Source organism: Streptococcus sp. (assembly GCF_030528045.1).
Taxonomy (GTDB): domain Bacteria; phylum Bacillota; class Bacilli; order Lactobacillales; family Streptococcaceae; genus Streptococcus.
This window is the reverse complement of record NZ_JAUMZR010000038.1, coordinates 1-19571: the sequence shown is the minus strand read 5'-3', so window position 1 is coordinate 19571 and position 19571 is coordinate 1. Positions and strand designations below refer to the sequence as shown.

Sequence of the window (19571 nt, the reverse complement as noted above, 5' to 3'; positions counted from 1 at the left end):
TTCGTCTCCTCTCGTGCTTAGTTATAGGTCACCCACTACAGTTGACATAGAGCCTGAAAAGCTAGGAAACTGTTCAAACTCGCAAAGACAGATACAGTTCCTAACTTTCTTGTTTTTATTTGTAAAAGATGGAATAGATTATTTTTCCTGTTCTTGGTCACTAAGTCCTTTAACTGCCTTCTTAAACTCAGACAGCATTTTACCGATTGATTCACCCAGTTCTGGTAAACGTTTTGGTCCAAAGATTAAGAGTGCACCTAGAACAATGATAATCAATCCTGGAGCACCGATATCACGTAAGATTCCCATTCTTTTCTCCTTTCATTTTTTTCTTCATAATACTCTTGCTAATTGCAATACTAAGCTCATAGAGCGAGATTAAAGGAATTGTCATGGCTAAATCGCTGATAAAATCAGCTGGTGTCAAAATAACAGCTAGCACCAGTAAAATAAAATAAGCGTAACGACGATAAGCAACTAAGAAGGCTGGCCCAATCAAGCCAATCGACGTTAAAAAAGCGATAATGATAGGCAATTCAAAGATGAATGCTAAAGGGACGGTTGTTTGAAAAACAAAGTCTAAGTAGTTCTGAGCCGTTAATTGGGTTTCAAATAATCCTTCCCCAAGTCCTAAAAGCACTTGAAGTAAGGCAGGCGTTACAAAGTAGAATCCAAAGGCTAGTCCAAGTAGAAAGCAAATAAAACTAGCTGGAATATAGGCAAAAATGGCTCTTGCTTCTTCTATTTTCAAGCCTGGTTTGATAAAACTCCAAATCTGATAAATTGTAAAAGGTAGCGTAATGGTAAAGGACATCAAACTTGCCAAGCGCAAATAAATCCACAGAATATCATTTGGACCTAATACAATCAACTTTTGATTAAAGGACTGAGTTAGATAATAGTATAGCTGATCTGCAAACAATAAAGCTCCACAGAAGACTATAAAAAAGCAGGCTATAACAACAATGAATCTCTTTCTAAATTCTACCAGATGTTCAATAATTGTCAATTTTTTTGTATCCATCTACTTTTCACCCTGTCTCAATGTGACAACCAAAACAATTATCAAAAAGACTAGCTGACTTCCTAAACCTTCCCAACTTGGATAGATGCCCAATAATTCGATAGTAGGGAAACCTGACAATAAGTGGTTCGGTGCCATATTGGTCAGCTGGAGAGCATGTACACTAACACCTAGCATCTTAAAGGCAAGAGCATAAATCATCCAAGTTAAGATAAAGAAGATCTTGTGAGGGAGAATAAATTGACTCGCCTTGTTCATCAGAAATGCGATAACTAGCAAGACGAACAAAGCCAGAGAAATACCTAGAATAAAGTCAAAACTAGATATTCTCGGTAAAATTCCTACGTAAAATAGAATGGTCTCCGCTCCTTCACGGAAAACAGCTAGAAAACTAAGAGCAAACATGGAAATGAATGAACCAGTCTTGGTCACCGTTTTCATCTGGGAATCCATAAAGTCATTCCATTTTTTGACCGAGGATTTACTGTGAAGCCAGATACCAATCAAAATCATCATCACTACTGCGAAAATTCCAACAACTCCTTCGATGATTTCACGATTGGCCCCTGATGTTACAGCAGGAAAAGCAATTTGAAGTATAAATGCAATCACTAGACTCGCAGCTATTCCTGATAGTGCTCCACCATATACCCACTTGAGTCCTTTGCGCATCTTGGCTGCTTTCAAGGTCGTCACCAAGGCCATGACGATTAAGAGAGCCTCTACCCCTTCTCTAAGAAGAATGAGCATAGCATCAAAGGCATTGTAACTTGCGCTGGTATCAATTTGAGATAAATCCGAAATCAGTTTTTCTAATTTTTCTTGATATTCCTTCTCACTTCCCTTGACCATAATCACAGGGCTTTCACTTTCCACTCGGGTATAGAGGGAAGGATTGGTCGTGCTAACAGAACCCTCAATCGTTGGCCAGATAGTGATGAATTCCTTCATACTAGCTGCTCCTGATGCTTGGTCACCAGCTTGGAATTGTTCCAAAGCCTTCTTCAAAAGGGCAATGCTGTCTTTGAGACTTAAATCAGAAAATGCTTCTGCGACTTCTTTTCCAGTTACAAAATCATCAATAGCCTTTTTTAAGTCCTCAAAGGAAGTCTGGATGGAGTTAAAATCAGTAGGTTCAGTTTCTATGCTACTCCGTAAGAAAGAAATAGCTGTTTCTACTTGACCATAATGAGCTGTACTGTTGTCACGGACAACACTCTCATTGATCGTCCAGGTTGAATTCATCTTTTTATAAGCTTCTCGGATTTGCTCTATATCTTTTGAAGTAATTGCCTTATCCAGAACCTCAAAACGCGGTCTTAGTCGACTAACAAGCTTTTCTTTTTCAGCATCAAGATCTACTGGATTTTGCTCTTTCTCAAATGCAAGAAGAGCAGATGAAATCTGTGTCAGATTTTCCTCACTTATATCTCCTGTCAGAGCAAGCTTTTCCTTGACGACCTTACCAGATTCCGAATCAGAATGTTCTACTTTTTCAAAATCCGTCGCCATTTCTCTAACAAGAGCTTTGGCTTCTGCCTGATTATCATTTTTTACAGCCTTAGAGGCATCCGTTATCTTTACAAAATATGAGCTCAGACTTTCCTGTGCGCTAACGGGAAAAACAGCTAACAAGAGAAAAGACAAAGCTAAGAAACAAATGTTAATCTTCCAATAATTTTTGACCAATATAGCCTCCTTTCTCTACTCCACCAAAGCAGGCAAAAAGACCGCTACCGATGTGGGTTACATACTCATTCATCTTGTCTGTAGCTCCGAGGTTGGTTTGAACCTTGACAAAATGATCTGGATCCTTTTGGAAAGAGATAAAGAGTAAGCCTGTGTCAAATTGTCCAGTTTTTTCATCAATGCCATCTGAGTATGAATAGGATCGGCGTAAGAGAGGCTTATCTACCTCTTTGGCTAATCGAACATGCGAATCATCTGGCAAAAGACTCAAATCTACTTCATCAAACTCATCCTTCTTACCAAAGGGAGCGCCACTTTCCTTGTAGCGACCAAAGGTATTTTCTTGCTCTTCAAGATTGGTTCGATCCCAAGTATCGAGAAACATCTGGATGCGGCGAACAGCCATATAGGATCCATTTTGCATCCAATCCTTGCTGTCTGCCCAGACAACACGATCAAAATCCTTCTCTTTGGTCACATTGGCTGTTCCATCCTTGAAACCAAAAAGGTTGCGGGGTGTCTCCAGACGATCTCCAATGGCTGCAAAACCTGACTGACTCCAACGGAGAGTCACCGCATTTCTCCCTTTACGGATAAGGTTGCGAATAGCATGAAAAGCAACTTGCTCGTCATCTGCACAGGCTTGGATAACAATATCTCCCCCAGTATATTTTTCACGCAGTTGCTCTTTTGGGAAGGGTGGTAAATCCTTAAAAAGTTGAGGACGTTTTTGTTCTAAATTCATTTTTTTCAGGAAACTTGCAGACACTCCAAAAGTCAACGTTAAACGATGAGGGTTGAGCCCGACTGTTTCACCAGTGTCACTGGGTGGCAAGAGAGCATTCTGACCATCTTTTTTAACCAATTCCCCCTCGACCAACTTGGCACTATAATCCGTCCAATCCTTGAACAACTGGATAATCTTATCTTTATCTGTCGTATGCAAATCTAGGACAACAAAATAAATATTCTTCTGCATAGGGGTTGTAATACCCGCTTGGTGTTTGCCATAAAAAGCAATCTTTTCATTACCGTACGAGATGTTTTCTTGATTTCCTAGCTTAGGTGCGAAAAAAGCAGAAGCACCAGAGAGCCCTAGCGCTAAACCAGCCCCTCCAATCCCTGCTTTTTTTAGAAATTCTCGACGGTCCATCTTTTTCTCAAAAAACTTTTCGTCTTTATCAGTCATACTGCTTATTCTCCATCAAGAAATTTACCCATTTGTGATAGAGGCTCACCAAGTTTTGTCACAGCTTCGGACAATTCTTTAGTGGCTTCTTTTGACAAATCTGTATACAGTTTGTAGTGTTCTTTGTCTGTCATATGTTTGTCTAGCAAACTGTTGACAGATTTAAAATCTGCTTCCAATTCTTTAACTAAATTAGCATCTGATTTTTCAAGTAAAGGTTTAAAGAGTTGGAAAATTTTCTCAGCACCTTCAATATTAGCTCGGAAGTCGTACAAATCAGTATGAGAATAGATTTCCTCTTCGCCAGTAATCTTACTTGTCGCTACTTCGTTAAGCAAGTCAACTGCCCCAGTCAACATAACCTTGTAGTCCACATCTACAGTCGCAATCTTAGCCTTCAATTCTTTGATATCATTGACTAATTGATCACCGTATTTTTCGGTCCCTTTTGTGGTATTATCTTCCCAAAGGATACGCTCAATACGGTGGAAACCAGACCAGCCTTCCTCGGTCTTATTTTCATCTACGTAGTCTGCTAAACGAAAGTCAATCTTGACATCTGACTCACCAAAGCTCTCAGCTATGGGTTCTGAACGCTCATAAGACATACGAACTAATGGATAAGCTTTCTTTGCTTCCTCCAGTCTCCCCTCTTTCAAAAGTTGAACAAAGCCCTCCGTATCAGTCAAAAGTTTATCAATTTGCTCTTGTACAAAAGTCTTATAGTCAGCAGTGGCCTTATCCAGCATTTTTTGCTTGTCTTCAGACAGTGCTGTCACCTTAGAGGAATCATTTGTCTCGGTTGATTTTTCAAAACGGACTGCACATGCTGTCAATAGCAAGGCTGAAGATAAAAGGACAAAACCTAGTTTTTTCATTGTATACTCCTATTGGTTCAGAAAGCCTGAATTTATTTTACGCTCTATTATAACATGTATTTCCTCATTTTTCAATAAATTGTCAGAAAATTTAATATTAGCTATCTAAAACAAACAATAGACTTTTGCTCCTAAAATTGGTAAAATAAAAGAGAAAATAATAGAAAAAGGAAACTATAAACCGCTATGATGAACATGCAGAACATGATGCGCCAAGCACAAAAACTTCAAAAACAAATGGAACAAAGTCAAGCAGAACTTGCTGCGATGGAATTTGTCGGAAAATCTGCTCAGGATCTTGTCCAAGCAACCCTAACTGGTGATAAGAAAGTGGTCAGCATTGACTTTAACCCAGCAGTTGTAGATCCAGAAGATCTCGAAACCCTTTCTGATATGACTGTGCAAGCGATTAACGCTGCACTTGAACAAATTGACGAAACGACTAAGAAGAAACTCGGTGCTTTCGCTGGAAAATTGCCTTTCTAATCCACAAAAAAAGAGAAACAGATGTTTCTCTTTTTTCTTAGAAATCAAAGAATTCCATTGCTTTCTTTAAGAGTAATTCCGTGTATTCCGGATCGTCTTGAGCCATTGTGACTTGTGACTGGACCATTTCAAGATCATCCGTTATCACGCCATCTGCGCCAAGGCGAACTGCTTTATCAAATGCCTCCGAACCATTTACGGTCCAAACATAGAGTCTCTGATCAGTTGTCCAGAGTTTATTGACAAAGTATTCATCCAAAGTCGAGTACTCCATAGTGTAACCCGTTGCCTTGGTTCTTGGGAAGATACTGTTATAGGGAAGAATAAAGTAAACTGGAATTTCAGAATCATAAGTCAACACTTTATCTATCACATGGTAGTCTAGCGATTGCATCTGATGTCCATATTTCTTGATAGTCGCTCCATACTTTTCGAGGAAATGGTCCATCATTTGCGGACTATCTTTTTTACTGGTCTTAATCTCAATCAGCAATTTTTGGTTTAAAGCATTTGCACGCTCTAAATAGGCATCAAAGCTTGAAATCTTTGTTTGATAACCATTCTCGTAAATATCTGTATTTGTTAATTCATCCAGAGTCAAATCTTGCGGTGTAGCATTAATACCTGTTAAATTTTTGAGGTTAGCATCGTGCATCATCACGAACTGACCGTCTTTCGTTTCCTGCACATCCATTTCGATGAGATCTGGTTTTAGTTGAGCTGTTTTTTCTAAAGACTGCACAGTATTTTGAACACCGTTTTTATTACTTACTCCTCTGTGCGAAATCACTAAAGGTGTATTGGTATCTGGAGTTTCCAGATAAACGTAGCCTTCTATGGCAAAGAAGATGCTTGCACACCCCATAACACCCCATCTCATCAGATGATCTTTCTTTCGCCTTGGCATGATCTCCAACTCCTCTCCTGTAAGGAAGGAAACAAACTTCACTAGGAAATAAGTCAGGGTCATGTAATGGAAATTTTTAATCAAGACAAAATTAATCACACCGAGAATCAAGGACTCTTTTTGAGTTAGATTATCCATCACTACTTGTGCAAAAAGCAAAGGAATTAACAAACCAAAGAAGAAGAGATACGTTTTAATGATAATGAGTAAGAGATGCCAAGAGAAGAAGAGGACATTTTTCTTTGTCTTTTGGAGACTATATTTCACACTTTCTCTTACGGTCTTTCTTTCAAAGAGAATCTTAGGAAGGGCAAACATAAATCGGACAGAGATGTAGAGAAAGATCCAAGCGGATGCTATGATCATCAGACCTACCAGCCAATGCTTACCTTCCCAATAATTCACAATAAAATCAGGGATAATAATCTTGTTGAGGTAGTAGATTTTTAAAATCTTACGGATGAACGGGAAAAGCAAAGCAATGTAAAAAAAGACAAAGGCCATCTTACAAAAGCTCAATCGCTTAACGAATAGAAAGCTCTGGTGAAATACTTTTCTACTGTACTCAATTAAAGTTCTCTTTTCATGATAGAGAAGGTGACGAGCTCCTATAAACAAAAGACAAATCTGGAAATAGGCAACCAGGAGATTGATTGCAATTAAGATGAGAAAGGCTAAACTGATAAAAGGCGAGCCTTGTATAATCGCCCAAAAGTTATTGTAGGAGATAAACAAATAGCCGGTTTGTCTCAGAAGGATGCCAGCAATCCATGAATTTAATGGTAGCCAGACAAACTCAACCATCATAAATATCAAGAAAAATAGAAATAAAATCTTATCTAGGTTATAGTATATCTTCCTAAAACCTAGCTTCTTAGGTTTTTCAGGTTTCATAGGCACTCCTAGTCTAAAAATTGGGATAAATCTAAGCCACCGAAAGGATTATTAATAGAAAAACTACTCTGGTCTTCTATTAATAGCTTTCCTTCATCCGATTCCAAAAAAGCTTCGTAAACACGCGCCGTCATGCGGGCATCCTCTAAACTGTTATGAGACTTCCCGTGAAAGCCTAAAAAATTCGCCACAGTTTGCAATTTAAGATTGGCTATGCCGTGTAAATCAGAACTACGGCGTTCAAAAGCCTCCTCATATAGATCAACCTTATACTGGTCACGATAATCAATACCATGCTCCAAGAGAATAGGCAAATCACTCTTAGTTGCATTGTATCCAACAATAGGTAAGTCGCCAACAAATGCTTGAAAGTCCTTTAAAACTTGTTCTACTTTTGGCGCATCTTTCAAGGTTTCAGCTGTGATTCCAGTCAAACCATTGATAAAACTCTTCAATGGGGCTGTAGTATAAACATAAGAGTCAAAAGCAGCACATTCTTGCCCATCTTGAAAATGGACTGCTGATACTTGAATTAAATGGGGAATCCCCTCGTGTTGATTGAATTCCAAATCAAAGGCGATATAATCTCTTAATTTTTCCATTATTTACCTCAATTACTACCCAAACTAAACTATAAATAATAAAAGAAGCCATTAGGTTAGTGAGTAACCCAAACAGCTTCTTTATTTTCCTCCAAAAAGGCGAGCAAAAAAGCCTTTTTTGGTTGCTTGGACTTCTTCTTTTGCTTGGTCCAACTCGAGTTTCAAGGTTTCTTGATCCTTCATGGCTTGAAGAGTTAACTGTTGCTGTTGATCCAACTGTTTGTCCTTTTCAGCAATCTGGCGGTCTTTAATACGCATCTGTTCATCTTTTTCTGATAACTGGCGGTCTTTGGCCTTGAGCTGCTCGTACAAGCGAAGAATTTCAGCGTTTTTCTCATCAACCAAGATTTCCATCAGTTCACGTTGTTTGACATCATCACTGACTGGTTCATCTTCAAAAATCGTTTTTTTGTAGATTTCCTCTAGCTTGATCAAGCCACTTCGAGTAACTACGGTTACACCTTTGTCATTTTTTTTCGTGTCCTCTTCTGGAAGTTCTTTGACACGATTGTTGATTGCTTGACGAGATAGTCCTAAGACCTCTGCAATCTCACTGACGGTCATTTCAATACTCATAATATCCTCTGAAACGTTTTCTAGCTTTTCTTTATTTAAATCTTATCATAAGCTAGATAAACTGTCAAATTTCCGCTTAATCTAAAGCCTTTAAAAAGGCTAGTAATACTTGGGCAGAGCGACGTCCAGCTTCGGTAATAAACTCATCAAAAGAGATAGAGGCTTCGTGATTGGCATTGTCACTCATGGCACGAATGACTAGGAAAGGTAGGCCAAGAGCCTGAGCTGCTTGTGCAATAGCAGCCCCTTCCATTTCAACTGCTAAAACATCAGGGAAGTGGGATTTGATACTAGCAATTTTATCATTACCAGCTATAAAGCTATCTCCTGTAGCAATCAAGCCTAGATGCCAGGTCTGTTCTAACTGAGATAGACTCTCTTGGATTTTGGCTACAAAGGTTTTATCTGATTCAAAGTAAAGAGGTTGACCAGCCATTTGTCCATATGCATAGCCAAAAGCAGTCACATCCACATCATGGTAAGCTAGTCTATCTGCAATCACGACATCACCAACAGCAATCCCTTCAGCAAGAGCACCTGCTGATCCTGTATTGATGATAGCTTCTACTTGGAAGTGGTTAGCTAACACCGCTACACTCATAGCCGACATGACCTTTCCAATCCCACTCTGAACTAGAACGACTGCAGTTTTGCCAACAGAGCCTGTGTAGTATGTATTTCCTAAGACTTGGACTTCTTGAGGTTTATCCAAATTCTGAGTCAAATATACGAGTTCTTCTGGCATGGCAGCAATGATTCCAATTTTCATTTCAAGTCCTTTCAATTACAAGAGTTTCATCGCTAAAATTAACAAAATCAAAAGTAGGATAACTGCAAACAAGATGCGATTGAGTTTCGAATTAAAAACATTTCTCTTAGTGTTCTCAATGCGGCGACTCTTATGAATTGTTGGTTCTACTTCGATTGTAAGTGTATCTTGACTAAAACCGTGGTCTCTAGAGCGTGAATAACCAAAATGTTGTGAAGATGTTGGTAGGATCTTTGTTTCCTCATCATCTTGAAGAGGTGGTCCTGAGATTTTCTCACCACGATTGGCACGTTCAATCATTTCGTCTGTTAATAAAGGTTTTCCCATGGGTTGCTCCTCTATTTCTTTTGTAGTTCCCAGTACTGGATCGCCATAATGGTCTTGGCATCACAGATATGACCTGACTGGATCAGGTTCTTGGCTTCCTCTAGGCTTACTTCTAAAACTTCCAAAGTTTCATCATCATCTTGTGGGCGAGGATTTTCCACCTTGACCAAATCACTAGCGAGGTAGAGTTTTAGTTTTTCATTACAAAATCCAATCGCAGAATAGAAATCGTACAACAGTTCTAGCTTACCAGTGTAGGCAACTTCTTCTTCCAATTCACGAAGGGCCGCCGCCATTGGATCAGCATTTTCACCAAGTTCTAGTTTACCAGCAGGAATCTCATAAGAAACCGCCTCAATAGCTTTTCGGTATTGCTTAACGAGAACGATTTTGTCCTCAGCTGTCACAGCTAGTACACACACAGCTCCATTGTGAAAAATCAAGTCACGTTGGGCAGTACCCTTTCCTTCTGGTAGTTCCACCTGGTCTTGTACTAGTTTGAAAATAGGACCTTGATAGATTTCCTTCCGACTAATCGTTTTTTCTTCAAATTCCATGACAGACTCCTACTGGTTCTTTGGATGATGAGGGAGGCGAGTCGCATATTCATCTTTGTTGACCTGACGTCCACGGCCGATAGCAATGGCATCAGCAGGAACATTCTTGGTAATGGTTGAACCCGCTCCAACCAGAGAATTATCACCAAGTTCTACAGGAGCAATAATAGTTGAGTTTGAGCCAACAAAGACATTATTGCCAATGATAGTTTTGTATTTATTTTTGCCATCGTAGTTGACTGTAATAGTTCCTGCACCAAAATTAACGTTGCTACCCACTTCACAGTTTCCAATATAAGTCAAATGACCCGCCTTGGTATTTTCACCGATTGAAGATCCTTTTACTTCAACAAAATTTCCAATGTGAACTTGAGCAGCCAGACTTGAACCTGGACGAATATGGGCATAAGGGCCAACAGTCACGCCGTCTGCAACTGTACTTTCCTCAATCATAGAGTTGGTAATCACAGCTCCAGCTCCGATAGTGCTATCCACTACATAAGTACCGTTTGTCAAAACAGTCTCAGCACCAATCTTCGTTTGACCTTTCAAGGTAACATTAGCTTCGATTTGGACTTCGGGAGCAATCTCAACATCAATGTCGATGTAAGTTGCTTCCGGATTGACAAAGCTAACACCATTAACCATATGCTTTTGGTTGATACGGCGACGCATCACTGCTTCCGCAGTCGCTAGAGCTACACGGTCATTTATCCCAAGACTTTCATCAAAATCCTTGAGAGTATAGGCCCCAACCTTTTCACCCGCATTACGGAAAATACCAATCACGTCAGTAATATAATACTCACCTTGGGCATTGTTGGTGTTGATGTTTTTAAGGGCTTCAAAAAGACGTTCATTGTCAAATACATAAGTTCCTGTGTTGATTTCCTTAATTTGCTTTTCAAAGTCTGTGGCATCTTTCTGCTCCACAATGCGAAGAACTTCAGCATTATCGTTACGGACGATACGACCGTATCCGAAAGGATTTGCCGCTTCAGCTGTTAAAATCGTCGCCACATTTTTGTGATTGATATGGAAATCCAAGAGGTTTTTCAAGCTTTCACCTGTAATCAGAGGAGTGTCCCCAGCAATAACCAAGGTGTGGCCAGTACGATTTTGGAGAATAGGCTCTGCCATCATGACAGCATGCCCAGTTCCTAGTTGTTCTGATTGGGTAACAAAGTCTGTCTGACCAGCTAATACTTGCTCAACTAGCTCAGCCTTGTGACCAACTACAGTAACTGTTTTTTCAGGTTGAATAGCACCAACACTACGAAAAACATGTTCCAACATCGAAATTCCAGCTACTTTATGAAGTACCTTTGGAAGATCTGATTTCATGCGAGTACCTTTACCCGCTGCTAAAATAATGGCATAATTTGACATAATCTTCTCTTTTCTCTAGAAATTCCCTTATATTATACCATAATTTAGTTTCTTAGAGTAAACAAACAGAGAAATAGGGAAAAGACGCCCATATATTCACTTTTTCCGATGTTTTCTTTGATTTTTTTATCTATTTACGTTAAACTATTTAAATATGAGAAAAAAGATTCATCCAGCTATTATTTTTACTTTATTTACTATATTTATAGCTATTTTGATCCTCAATAGACCAACTTATGAAGACCATCCTGTCAAGTCAAAACCCAATGCAGTCCAGGTTGAAAATCAGGCCTTGCATAATCTTGACAAACCTATTATTGACGTCTCTGGTTGGCAAAGACCTGAGGAAATCAACTACGATACCTTGTCTCAAAATATTTCTGGTGTTATTGTTCGTGTCCACAATGGGGGTCAGCATACTGAAACAAATAATGCCGCCTATGCCAATGGTGTCGATAAAGCCTATAAAAATCATATTTCAGAATTTCAAAAGCGGAATGTTCCAGTTGCTGTTTATGCCTATCTAGCAGGTACTAGTAAGGAAGAAATGGAAAAAGCTGCTGAGGTTTTCTACAATGCTGCTTCTCCATACAACCCTAGTTACTATTGGCTCGATGTTGAAGAAAAAACAATGTCCGATATGAACGAAGGTGTTGAAGCTTTTAGGGCTAAACTAGAAGCCCTTGGCGCCAAAAATATCGGAATTTACATTGGTGTTTATTTCATGCAAGAGCATAGTATCAATACAGATAAGTTCTCTGCTGTCTGGATTCCATCTTATGGAACGAATTCAGGTTACTTCGAAACCACGCCTAATACTGATTTAGACTATGACCTCCATCAATATACTTCAAAAGGAAGAATTGCTGGATTTGAACATCATTTAGATATTAATCTCATTTCTACCTTGAAGGAAAAAGAAGAAAACTTCAGAAAACTATTTTTAAGACCATAAGACAAGTGAAAATTGCTCTCTTTTTCACTTGTTTTTTCATTTTTTTCTCGTCTGTGTTATAATTGATAGAATAGAGAAAGAATTTTATGAAATTGAGGATTTTATGATGTTTTCATGGATTGCAAGAGTTATTAAAGGAATCGTCATCGCCTTAGGATTTATCCTACCTGGAATTTCTGGCGGTGTTTTAGCAGCTATTTTGGGAATTTACGAGCGAATGATTAGCTTTCTGGCTCATCCCTTTAAGGATTTTAAAGAGAATGTCCTATACTTTATCCCAGTAGCAATCGGGATGTTGCTAGGCATTGGTTTGTTTTCTTATCCAATCGAGTATCTGCTAGAAAATTACCAGGTCTATGTTTTATGGAGTTTTGCTGGAGCTATCATCGGTACAGTTCCAAGTCTCCTTAAAGAATCTACTCGAGAATCTGATCGTGATAAGATTGACCTAGTCTGGTTCTGGACTACCTTTATCCTTTCAGGCGTCGGGCTCTACGCACTAAACTTTGTTGTTGGTTCTCTCAGTGCTAGTTTCGCTAGTTTCATCTTAGCGGGTGCTCTTTTAGCCCTAGGTGTCTTGGTGCCTGGTTTAAGTCCGTCAAATCTACTCTTGATTTTAGGGCTGTACGCTCCAATGCTAACTGGTTTTAAGACCTTTGATTTATTTGGTACCTTCCTTCCTATTGGGATTGGTGCAGGTGCAACTCTTATTATCTTTTCAAAATTAATGGACCATGCCTTGAACAACTACCACTCCCGTGTTTATCACTTTATTATTGGAATTGTGCTATCAAGCACCCTCTTGATTTTGATTCCAAATGCTGGAAATGCTGAAAGTATCCAATACACTGGACTTTCTATTGTGAGCTATGTTCTCATCGCCTTCTTCTTTGCACTTGGTATTTGGCTTGGTATCTGGATGAGTCAATTGGAGGATAAGTATAAATAATGGCAAAGAAAGTTAAGATTAAAAAAAACTTGGTCGAACAAATCTTGACCAAGGCGGGTATTGACCATTCTGGTATTCAGATCAATGCGCTTGAGGGTGAACTTCCTTCGGAATATGATCGAACTCATATCTTTAAAACCTTGGCTCTATTAGGAGACAAAACAGGGCCAATCATCGGAATCGTTCCCATAACAGAACACCTCGCTGAGAAAAAACTAGCAAAGGTTTCTGGTAATAAAAAAGTCAGCATGATTCCTCAAAAAGACCTAGAAAAAACGACAGGCTATATTCATGGGGCTAATAACCCCGTCGGCATTCGCCAAAAACACAATTATCCCATTTTTATTGATCAGACTGCTTTGGATTTGGAAAAAATGATCGTCTCTGCTGGAGAAGTCGGGCACAGTATCATCATCCGACCTCAAGACTTAGCCACCTTTGTAAAAGCAGACTTTGCTGATATCTTGGAGGAAAACAACTGATGAAACTCTATTTTGTCCGTCATGGTCGGACTGTCTGGAATCTTGAAGGACGTTTTCAAGGTGCTAGCGGTGACTCTCCCCTTCTTTCAGAGTCCATTGACATCCTAAAACAACTGAGTCAACATCTCAAGGAAATTCCTTTTGATACGATTTATTCTAGTGATTTACCCAGAGCGGTCAAATCTGCTGAAATTATCCAGAGTCAACTCCAATCCCCTTGTCCTTTGAAGAGCATTCCTGACCTACGTGAATGGCAACTTGGCAAACTAGAGGGATTAAAAATTGCTACGCTCAATGCCATCTACCCACAACAAATCAAGGCCTTTCGCTCTAATCTGGCTCAGTTTGATACGAGGATGTTTGAAGCCGAATCTCTCTACTCTACGACTCAGCGAACCATTCAGTTTATCAAATCTCTGAAAGAAAGTCCGGCTGAAAGAATTTTGATTGTCGGGCATGGGGCAAATCTCACTGCTAGCCTACGCACTCTCTTAGGCTATAAAGAGGCTCACCTTCGCAAAGATGGAGGCTTGGCCAATGCTAGTCTGACAGTTTTAGAGACCGATGATTTTGAATCCTTCACTCTGGAAAGATGGAATGACACTTCCTATCAAGAAAAATAATGGAACTTGATCTTAATAGTCAAGTTCTTTTTAGTTTTCAAAGAATATCCGTGAATTTCTCTGCTATTTATGATAAAATGGGAGTATCGCAAAAAATGACTCATCGTATTAAATTTTGAGTAAAATTAGGAGGAACCCATGTCTACAGAACATATGGAAGAACTAAATGACCAGCAGATCGTTCGCCGTGAAAAAATGGCTGCGCTCCGTGAACAAGGAATTGATCCCTTCGGAAAACGTTTTGAACGTACTGCTAACTCTCAAGAACTAAAAGACAAATTTGCAGAACTTGATAAAGAACAATTACATGAATTAAATGAAACTGCTACTATCGCTGGACGCTTAGTAACTAAACGTGGTAAAGGGAAAGTCGGCTTTGCCCATCTTCAAGACCGAGAAGGTCAAATCCAAATCTACGTTCGTAAAGACGAAGTTGGTGAAGAAAACTACGAAATCTTCAAAAAGGCTGATCTCGGTGACTTCCTCGGTGTCGAAGGTGAAGTCATGCGTACGGATATGGGAGAACTTTCTATCAGGGCAACTCACATTACACACTTGTCTAAAGCACTTCGCCCACTTCCAGAGAAATTCCACGGTTTGACTGACGTTGAAACAATTTATCGTAAACGTTACCTGGACTTGATTTCTAACCGTGAAAGTTTTGAACGCTTTGTCATTCGTTCAAAAATCATCTCTGAAATCCGTCGTTATCTAGATCAAAAAGGTTTCCTTGAAGTGGAAACACCTGTTCTTCATAATGAAGCCGGTGGTGCTGCTGCTCGTCCATTTATCACTCACCACAATGCCCAAAACATTGACATGGTGCTTCGTATCGCGACTGAGCTTCACTTGAAACGCCTTATCGTTGGTGGTATGGAACGTGTCTATGAAATTGGCCGTATCTTCCGTAACGAAGGAATGGACGCCACTCATAACCCTGAATTCACTTCTATCGAAGTTTACCAAGCTTATGCGGACTTCCAAGATATCATGGACTTGACGGAAGGTATTATCCAACACGCTGCTAAAGCAGTTAAAGGTGATGGTCCTGTTAACTACCAAGGAACTGAAATCAAAATCAATGAACCGTTTAAACGTGTTCACATGGTAGATGCTATCAAGGAAATTACTGGTGTAGACTTCTGGCAAGACATGACTTTCGAGGAAGCTAAAGCTATCGCTGCTGAGAAGAGAGTTCCAGTTGAAAAACATTACACTGAAGTTGGTCACATCATCAATGCCTTCTTTGAAGAATTTGTCGAAGAAACCTTGATCCAACCAACCTTTGTCTATGGACATCCAGTAGCAGTATCTCCACTCGCTAAGAAAAATCCTGAAGACGAACGCTTTACTGACCGTTTTGAGCTCTTTATCATGACTAAGGAATACGGTAATGCCTTTACTGAGTTGAACGACCCAATCGACCAGCTTAGCCGTTTCGAAGCCCAAGCAAAAGCTAAAGAACTTGGTGATGATGAAGCAACAGGTATTGATTACGACTACATTGAAGCTCTTGAATACGGTATGCCACCAACAGGTGGTTTGGGTATCGGTATCGACCGTCTCTGCATGCTCCTCACTGATACAACTACTATCCGTGATGTATTGCTCTTCCCAACAATGAAATAATACTCTTCGAAAATCTCTTCAAACCACGTCAGCGTTTCCTTGCCGTAGATATATGTTCCTGACTTTGTCAGTCTTATCTACAACCTCAAAACAGTGTTTTGAGCAGCCTGCGGCTAGCTTCCTAGTTTGCTCTTTGATTTTCATTGAGTATAAGCTCTTATCCTCTGGTACTTGCCAGAGGATTTTTCGATACAAAAAGAGACTGAGGAAAAACTCAATCTCTTTTCTTATTCTTGATTTTTAACTTGACTGGTGGCTACATCTTCCCCAAACCATTTCTGACTGATTTCCTGAAATTTTCCTTCTTGGTATAGTGAGATAAAGGCTTGATTCAAAGCAGCTAGCAAAGTTTTATCAGCAGGTCTAACACCCACTGCAAAAGCTTCACTTTCAAATCCAGCTGAAAAGACATTGTAGTCATTTAATATTCCTTCAGACTGGAGATAATAATTGGCATATACCCGGTCAATCAACAAGGCATCAATCCGGTCATTTTTCAAATCAATTAAGGCTTCATTAAAACTTTGGTATTGATTGGCCTTCTGATCTTTTACTCGATTCTTGAGTAGTTCGGGTTGTCCTTCAAAATTCAAATAGCCAGAAGATCCAGCCTGGGCCCCTAAAACTTTGTCAGTCATATCCTGAACTGAGTGGATATTTTGAGACTTTTTAGAGACCAAAACTTGTTGATTTTCCATGTAAGGAATGGTAAAAGCAACCTTCTCTTTCCGTTCATCTGTAGCTGTATAGCCATTCCAGATGGCATCAATGGTACCATTTTGTAGTTCGGTTTCTTTCATATCCCAGTCGATGGGTTGAAATTTAATCTGCATTCCTAGCTTTTCAGAGACAGCTTGAGCTAGGTCGATATCAAAGCCCGCATACTGGCCATTCTTTTCCTCAAATCCCATGGGAACAAAGGTATTGTCAAAGCCAATGGTAATGCTTCCCTGTTTTTGATATTTGGCCCAATTATCCTGATTTGGATCACTTGCCTTCTGAGTACAAGCCGTCAGGAAGAAGCTAAAGAACAGAGCAAGTACAAGGGCAATTTTCTTTCTCTTCATAGACACCTCCTAGTCCTACTTTGAATCAACCTTAAGGATCTGATCAGCAATATTTTCCGCAAACTGAAGATCGTGTGTCACAACAATCTGAGTCATCCCACGCTCTTTATTTTGAAGGATAAGTTTTTCTACTTCTAATCGCAACTCTGGATCTAAGGCTGATGTAGGCTCATCATATCCAATAATTTCTGGGTTTATCATCATGGCACGTGCTAAGGCCACTCGTTGTTTTTGCCCACCTGAAAGTGAGAAAGGAAAGGCATCTGCATGTCCTGCTAACCCAAGTTGTTCTAACAAACCACGCGCCTTCTTCTCAGCAACTTCCTTCTCCATGCTCATCGTTTTTATGGGCGACAGAGTTAAGTTATCTAGAACTGACAAATGCGGAAAGAGTTGAAAATCTTGGAAAACAAATCCCAGAAGATTACGCTTTTCTAGTTCGTCTATAGCTAGCGATTCGCCGTTATAGTAGATTTCCCCAGAATCGATGGTTTCCAGTCCAGCTAGCATACGTAATAGGGTTGTCTTTCCGCCTCCTGATGGACCTACGATTGCGAGGATTTGCTTTTCAGGAATTGATAGGCTGAAATTGGTTAAGATTTGTTTGCCACCAAAGGCCTTGTTAATGTTTCGTAATTCTAACATAGCAATCCTCCTATCTGTAATAACTGTACTTCTTCTCAAGTTTTTTCGCTACAATGGTTACAAGACCAATCATAATCAAATAAATCGCTCCAGCTAAAAACATAGGAACAAGACTGGCATCTCGATTGGCTGCTGTCCGACTAGCCAAAATCAAATCTGAAATCCCAAGGGCATAAACCAAAGAAGTATCCTTGACCAAACTCATGATTTCATTAAAGACGCTCGGTAAGACAATCTTTGTAACTTGAGGAAGAATGATATAGCGCACTGTGTCAAAAGGACTAAACTTCAAGACCTTAGCAGCCTCATATTGACCTTTAGGAATGGTTTCAATCCCACCACGAAAGATTTCAGCAAAGTAGGCTGCATAGTTCAATACAAAAGCGATCACAGCAGCAGGCAAACGATCTAAACGTATCCCAATGCTAGGAAGAACATAGTAAATAAAGATTAATTGCAAGAGCAAGGGAGTCCCTCGCATCACCCAAATATAAAGGTCAATCAGATAATGGAGGGGTTTCCAGCGGACTTGTAAAGCAAAGGCAACGACAATACCTAAAGGAATTGAAAAAATTAAAACCAGAGCAAAGACTTGAAGTGTCATACTTGCACCGTTCAATAAACTTGGTAATATCTCAAACATATAAGACATACTGCACCTCCTAAAAATTATTGTTCCTATTATAGCATAAATAAACAATTTAGCAAGTGTTTTTGTAAAAAAATTCTATAATTCTTGAACTATACACCTTTATCTAAGAAATCAGAGCGAAATATCATCTTGAATAATTCGAAGAATTATAAAGATTTCATTGATACAGAACTCTGTTTACTTTCATTCACTTCATACCTCAAGAGATATAAAAAAGAACCACTTTATAAGAATAGTATCATTTCTACTATCCATACAAGTGGCTCTTTGATGATGCCATAGCAAAGACATCAAGATTTTTCAACTAGACTATTTAACTTTTTTGAAACGGAATAAGAGAATGGAACCAAATGCAAGTACTACTCCTACAACAGTAAGCAAGATAGTCATTTCAGAAGTACCAGTATTTGGTAGTTCTTTAGTTTCTCCTGGTTGTTTAGGTTTGTTATCAGAAGATTCCGGAGTCTCAGCAGCATAAGTATTTGTGATGGTTGGATTATTACCTGTAACTGTTGCTACAAGTTGACCTTGACCATTGTCTACAACTTTTACTGTTACTGTATAAGCATTTTTATCATAAGTTACACCAGTTTCATTACCAGCTTTTTCAGTGATCGTGTATGTGTGAGTTCCTGCAGCAGTGTATTCAATCGCTGGGAAAGCAATTGTTCCGTCTGCAGCATTCTTAGCCGTGGCTACAAGTTTGTCGCCTTCTTTCAATTCAAATTCATATTTATCTGCCTCAAGAGTTTTACCATTTAGGACTTTCTTAGCAGTAATTGAAGTTATTGCAGATTTAGCAGAATACGAATTTACAAAAACTTTATTGTCATATTTAACACTTGCAAACTTCTCACCATAAACATCTGTTACAGTAACTTCTGCGTTAATAGTCTTATCATCGTAAGCAAAACCTGGTTTTTGATCATCAACTTCTTTTATCTGATACTTATAAGTACCCGCTGTAAAGAATTTAACGGCTTTAAATTTCACTTTGCCATCTTTATCATTCTTAACAGTTTCCACAACTGATCCGTTTAGATCAAGTAGTTGGAAGCTAAATTCTTCAGCATCTAAGTCTTTTCCTTTTAACTGCTTAGAAACCTCAAATGAAACTTCTGTAGAACGTGAACCTGAACTAATACCTTCAGTTGTGGTTAATGGTGCAAAACCTTCTACATCAAAGTTTTCAGTCGAAGTCGTAATTTTAACGTTATTGAAAGCTTTCTTTGAATAGGTTACACTAAACTAGACAGAAATTATAAAGTGTTCTACACTAACA

22 protein-coding genes are annotated in these 19571 nt (G+C 39.2%); 6 read left to right on the top strand and 16 right to left on the bottom strand.

Annotated features, from left to right (window positions below):
- Positions 1–138 precede the first annotated feature (138 nt).
- Genes tatA through efeO form a run of 5 tightly spaced genes read right to left on the bottom strand, consistent with a single transcriptional unit; the run spans position 139 to position 4780 of the window.
- Entirely contained in the window at positions 139–309 is a 171-nt protein-coding gene (gene tatA, locus Q4A91_RS07620; RefSeq protein ID WP_049484393.1) for a twin-arginine translocase TatA/TatE family subunit, read from the bottom strand.
- Positions 293–1024 carry a twin-arginine translocase subunit TatC gene (tatC, locus tag Q4A91_RS07615; RefSeq protein ID WP_303212488.1) on the bottom strand — a complete coding sequence of 244 codons (732 nt, stop codon included), beginning with the start codon at positions 1022–1024 and terminating at the stop codon, positions 293–295. The genes tatA and tatC overlap by 17 nt, the downstream gene beginning before the upstream one ends.
- Entirely contained in the window at positions 1025–2713 is a 1689-nt protein-coding gene (locus tag Q4A91_RS07610; protein ID WP_303212487.1) for an FTR1 family protein, read from the bottom strand.
- Complete coding sequence (efeB, locus tag Q4A91_RS07605; protein ID WP_303212486.1) at positions 2688–3902, bottom strand: iron uptake transporter deferrochelatase/peroxidase subunit; 1215 nt, start codon at positions 3900–3902, stop codon at positions 2688–2690. The genes Q4A91_RS07610 and efeB overlap by 26 nt, the downstream gene beginning before the upstream one ends.
- 5 nt (positions 3903–3907) lie before the next feature.
- Positions 3908–4780 carry an iron uptake system protein EfeO gene (efeO, locus tag Q4A91_RS07600; RefSeq protein ID WP_303212485.1) on the bottom strand — a complete coding sequence of 291 codons (873 nt, stop codon included), beginning with the start codon at positions 4778–4780 and terminating at the stop codon, positions 3908–3910.
- Between the two features lie 186 nt (positions 4781–4966).
- Between efeO and Q4A91_RS07595 the strand changes: the two genes are divergently transcribed.
- A complete protein-coding gene (locus Q4A91_RS07595) occupies positions 4967–5266 on the top strand; it encodes a YbaB/EbfC family nucleoid-associated protein (protein WP_000981516.1) in 300 nt (99 codons plus the stop codon).
- Between the two features lie 37 nt (positions 5267–5303).
- On the opposite strand, the gene Q4A91_RS07590 is transcribed toward Q4A91_RS07595, so the two are convergent.
- From Q4A91_RS07590 to glmU, 7 genes are all read right to left on the bottom strand, one after another.
- Positions 5304–7067, bottom strand: coding sequence for a glycerophosphodiester phosphodiesterase (locus tag Q4A91_RS07590; RefSeq protein ID WP_303212484.1), 1764 nt, complete (start codon positions 7065–7067; stop codon positions 5304–5306).
- An 8-nt stretch (positions 7068–7075) separates the two neighbouring features.
- Entirely contained in the window at positions 7076–7669 is a 594-nt protein-coding gene (locus Q4A91_RS07585) for a 3'-5' exonuclease (protein ID WP_303212482.1), read from the bottom strand.
- Between the two features lie 81 nt (positions 7670–7750).
- On the bottom strand, positions 7751–8245 hold the full coding sequence (rocS, locus tag Q4A91_RS07580; protein ID WP_000021252.1) for a chromosome segregation protein RocS: 495 nt from the start codon (positions 8243–8245) through the stop codon (positions 7751–7753).
- Positions 8246–8321: 76 nt separating this feature from the next.
- Positions 8322–9014 (bottom strand): 5'-methylthioadenosine/adenosylhomocysteine nucleosidase, encoded by a 693-nt coding sequence (locus Q4A91_RS07575; protein ID WP_303212481.1) that lies wholly within the window; start codon positions 9012–9014, stop codon positions 8322–8324.
- A 15-nt stretch (positions 9015–9029) separates the two neighbouring features.
- Positions 9030–9341, bottom strand: coding sequence for a cell wall synthase accessory phosphoprotein MacP (gene macP / locus Q4A91_RS07570; protein ID WP_000517872.1), 312 nt, complete (start codon positions 9339–9341; stop codon positions 9030–9032).
- Positions 9342–9352: 11 nt separating this feature from the next.
- The gene (locus Q4A91_RS07565) at positions 9353–9898 is read right to left on the bottom strand and encodes an NUDIX hydrolase (RefSeq protein ID WP_000393797.1); all 546 of its coding nucleotides are present in this window, start codon (positions 9896–9898) and stop codon (positions 9353–9355) included.
- 9 nt (positions 9899–9907) lie between these two features.
- Positions 9908–11287 (bottom strand): bifunctional UDP-N-acetylglucosamine diphosphorylase/glucosamine-1-phosphate N-acetyltransferase GlmU, encoded by a 1380-nt coding sequence (glmU, locus tag Q4A91_RS07560; protein ID WP_303212478.1) that lies wholly within the window; start codon positions 11285–11287, stop codon positions 9908–9910.
- A gap of 154 nt (positions 11288–11441) precedes the next feature.
- Here glmU and Q4A91_RS07555 point away from each other — a divergent pair, with 154 nt between their 5' ends.
- The 5 genes from Q4A91_RS07555 (at position 11442) to lysS (ending at position 15925) form a co-directional block, all read left to right on the top strand.
- Positions 11442–12242 carry a glycoside hydrolase family 25 protein gene (locus Q4A91_RS07555; protein WP_303212477.1) on the top strand — a complete coding sequence of 267 codons (801 nt, stop codon included), beginning with the start codon at positions 11442–11444 and terminating at the stop codon, positions 12240–12242.
- Positions 12243–12348: 106 nt separating this feature from the next.
- The gene (locus tag Q4A91_RS07550; protein ID WP_049479426.1) at positions 12349–13191 is read left to right on the top strand and encodes a DUF368 domain-containing protein; all 843 of its coding nucleotides are present in this window, start codon (positions 12349–12351) and stop codon (positions 13189–13191) included.
- On the top strand, positions 13191–13673 hold the full coding sequence (locus Q4A91_RS07545) for an aminoacyl-tRNA deacylase (RefSeq protein WP_303212474.1): 483 nt from the start codon (positions 13191–13193) through the stop codon (positions 13671–13673). The genes Q4A91_RS07550 and Q4A91_RS07545 overlap by 1 nt, the downstream gene beginning before the upstream one ends.
- Positions 13673–14296, top strand: coding sequence for a histidine phosphatase family protein (locus Q4A91_RS07540; RefSeq protein WP_303212472.1), 624 nt, complete (start codon positions 13673–13675; stop codon positions 14294–14296). Before Q4A91_RS07545 ends, Q4A91_RS07540 begins: the two co-directional genes overlap by 1 nt.
- 138 nt (positions 14297–14434) lie before the next feature.
- A complete protein-coding gene (gene lysS / locus Q4A91_RS07535; RefSeq protein ID WP_303212470.1) occupies positions 14435–15925 on the top strand; it encodes a lysine--tRNA ligase in 1491 nt (496 codons plus the stop codon).
- Positions 15926–16152: 227 nt separating this feature from the next.
- On the opposite strand, the gene Q4A91_RS07530 is transcribed toward lysS, so the two are convergent.
- The 4 genes from Q4A91_RS07530 to Q4A91_RS07515 form a co-directional block, all read right to left on the bottom strand.
- On the bottom strand, positions 16153–16992 hold the full coding sequence (locus Q4A91_RS07530; RefSeq protein WP_303212468.1) for an amino acid ABC transporter substrate-binding protein: 840 nt from the start codon (positions 16990–16992) through the stop codon (positions 16153–16155).
- A 15-nt stretch (positions 16993–17007) separates the two neighbouring features.
- Complete coding sequence (locus Q4A91_RS07525) at positions 17008–17637, bottom strand: amino acid ABC transporter ATP-binding protein (protein ID WP_303212466.1); 630 nt, start codon at positions 17635–17637, stop codon at positions 17008–17010.
- Positions 17638–17647: 10 nt separating this feature from the next.
- Complete coding sequence (locus tag Q4A91_RS07520) at positions 17648–18289, bottom strand: amino acid ABC transporter permease (protein WP_000121156.1); 642 nt, start codon at positions 18287–18289, stop codon at positions 17648–17650.
- A 309-nt stretch (positions 18290–18598) separates the two neighbouring features.
- Positions 18599–19432, bottom strand: a complete 834-nt coding sequence (locus tag Q4A91_RS07515; RefSeq protein WP_303212489.1) for an FctA domain-containing protein — start codon at positions 19430–19432, stop codon at positions 18599–18601.
- Between the last annotated feature and the right edge of the window lie 139 nt (positions 19433–19571).

Bases quoted from the DNA above. Each gene is read 5' to 3' on its own strand.
- tatA (WP_049484393.1), bottom strand. From the start codon at position 309: ATGGGAATCTTACGTGATATCGGTGCTCCAGGATTGATTATCATTGTT.
- tatC (WP_303212488.1), bottom strand. From the start codon at position 1,024: ATGGATACAAAAAAATTGACAATTATTGAACATCTGGTAGAATTTAGA.
- efeB (WP_303212486.1), bottom strand. From the start codon at position 3,902: ATGACTGATAAAGACGAAAAGTTTTTTGAGAAAAAGATGGACCGTCGA.
- efeO (WP_303212485.1), bottom strand. From the start codon at position 4,780: ATGAAAAAACTAGGTTTTGTCCTTTTATCTTCAGCCTTGCTATTGACA.
- Q4A91_RS07595 (WP_000981516.1), top strand. From the start codon at position 4,967: ATGATGAACATGCAGAACATGATGCGCCAAGCACAAAAACTTCAAAAA.
- Q4A91_RS07590 (WP_303212484.1), bottom strand. From the start codon at position 7,067: ATGAAACCTGAAAAACCTAAGAAGCTAGGTTTTAGGAAGATATACTAT.
- Q4A91_RS07585 (WP_303212482.1), bottom strand. From the start codon at position 7,669: ATGGAAAAATTAAGAGATTATATCGCCTTTGATTTGGAATTCAATCAA.
- rocS (WP_000021252.1), bottom strand. From the start codon at position 8,245: ATGAGTATTGAAATGACCGTCAGTGAGATTGCAGAGGTCTTAGGACTA.
- Q4A91_RS07575 (WP_303212481.1), bottom strand. From the start codon at position 9,014: ATGAAAATTGGAATCATTGCTGCCATGCCAGAAGAACTCGTATATTTG.
- macP (WP_000517872.1), bottom strand. From the start codon at position 9,341: ATGGGAAAACCTTTATTAACAGACGAAATGATTGAACGTGCCAATCGT.
- Q4A91_RS07565 (WP_000393797.1), bottom strand. From the start codon at position 9,898: ATGGAATTTGAAGAAAAAACGATTAGTCGGAAGGAAATCTATCAAGGT.
- glmU (WP_303212478.1), bottom strand. From the start codon at position 11,287: ATGTCAAATTATGCCATTATTTTAGCAGCGGGTAAAGGTACTCGCATG.
- Q4A91_RS07555 (WP_303212477.1), top strand. From the start codon at position 11,442: ATGAGAAAAAAGATTCATCCAGCTATTATTTTTACTTTATTTACTATA.
- Q4A91_RS07550 (WP_049479426.1), top strand. From the start codon at position 12,349: ATGTTTTCATGGATTGCAAGAGTTATTAAAGGAATCGTCATCGCCTTA.
- Q4A91_RS07545 (WP_303212474.1), top strand. From the start codon at position 13,191: ATGGCAAAGAAAGTTAAGATTAAAAAAAACTTGGTCGAACAAATCTTG.
- Q4A91_RS07540 (WP_303212472.1), top strand. From the start codon at position 13,673: ATGAAACTCTATTTTGTCCGTCATGGTCGGACTGTCTGGAATCTTGAA.
- lysS (WP_303212470.1), top strand. From the start codon at position 14,435: ATGTCTACAGAACATATGGAAGAACTAAATGACCAGCAGATCGTTCGC.
- Q4A91_RS07530 (WP_303212468.1), bottom strand. From the start codon at position 16,992: ATGAAGAGAAAGAAAATTGCCCTTGTACTTGCTCTGTTCTTTAGCTTC.
- Q4A91_RS07525 (WP_303212466.1), bottom strand. From the start codon at position 17,637: ATGTTAGAATTACGAAACATTAACAAGGCCTTTGGTGGCAAACAAATC.
- Q4A91_RS07520 (WP_000121156.1), bottom strand. From the start codon at position 18,289: ATGTCTTATATGTTTGAGATATTACCAAGTTTATTGAACGGTGCAAGT.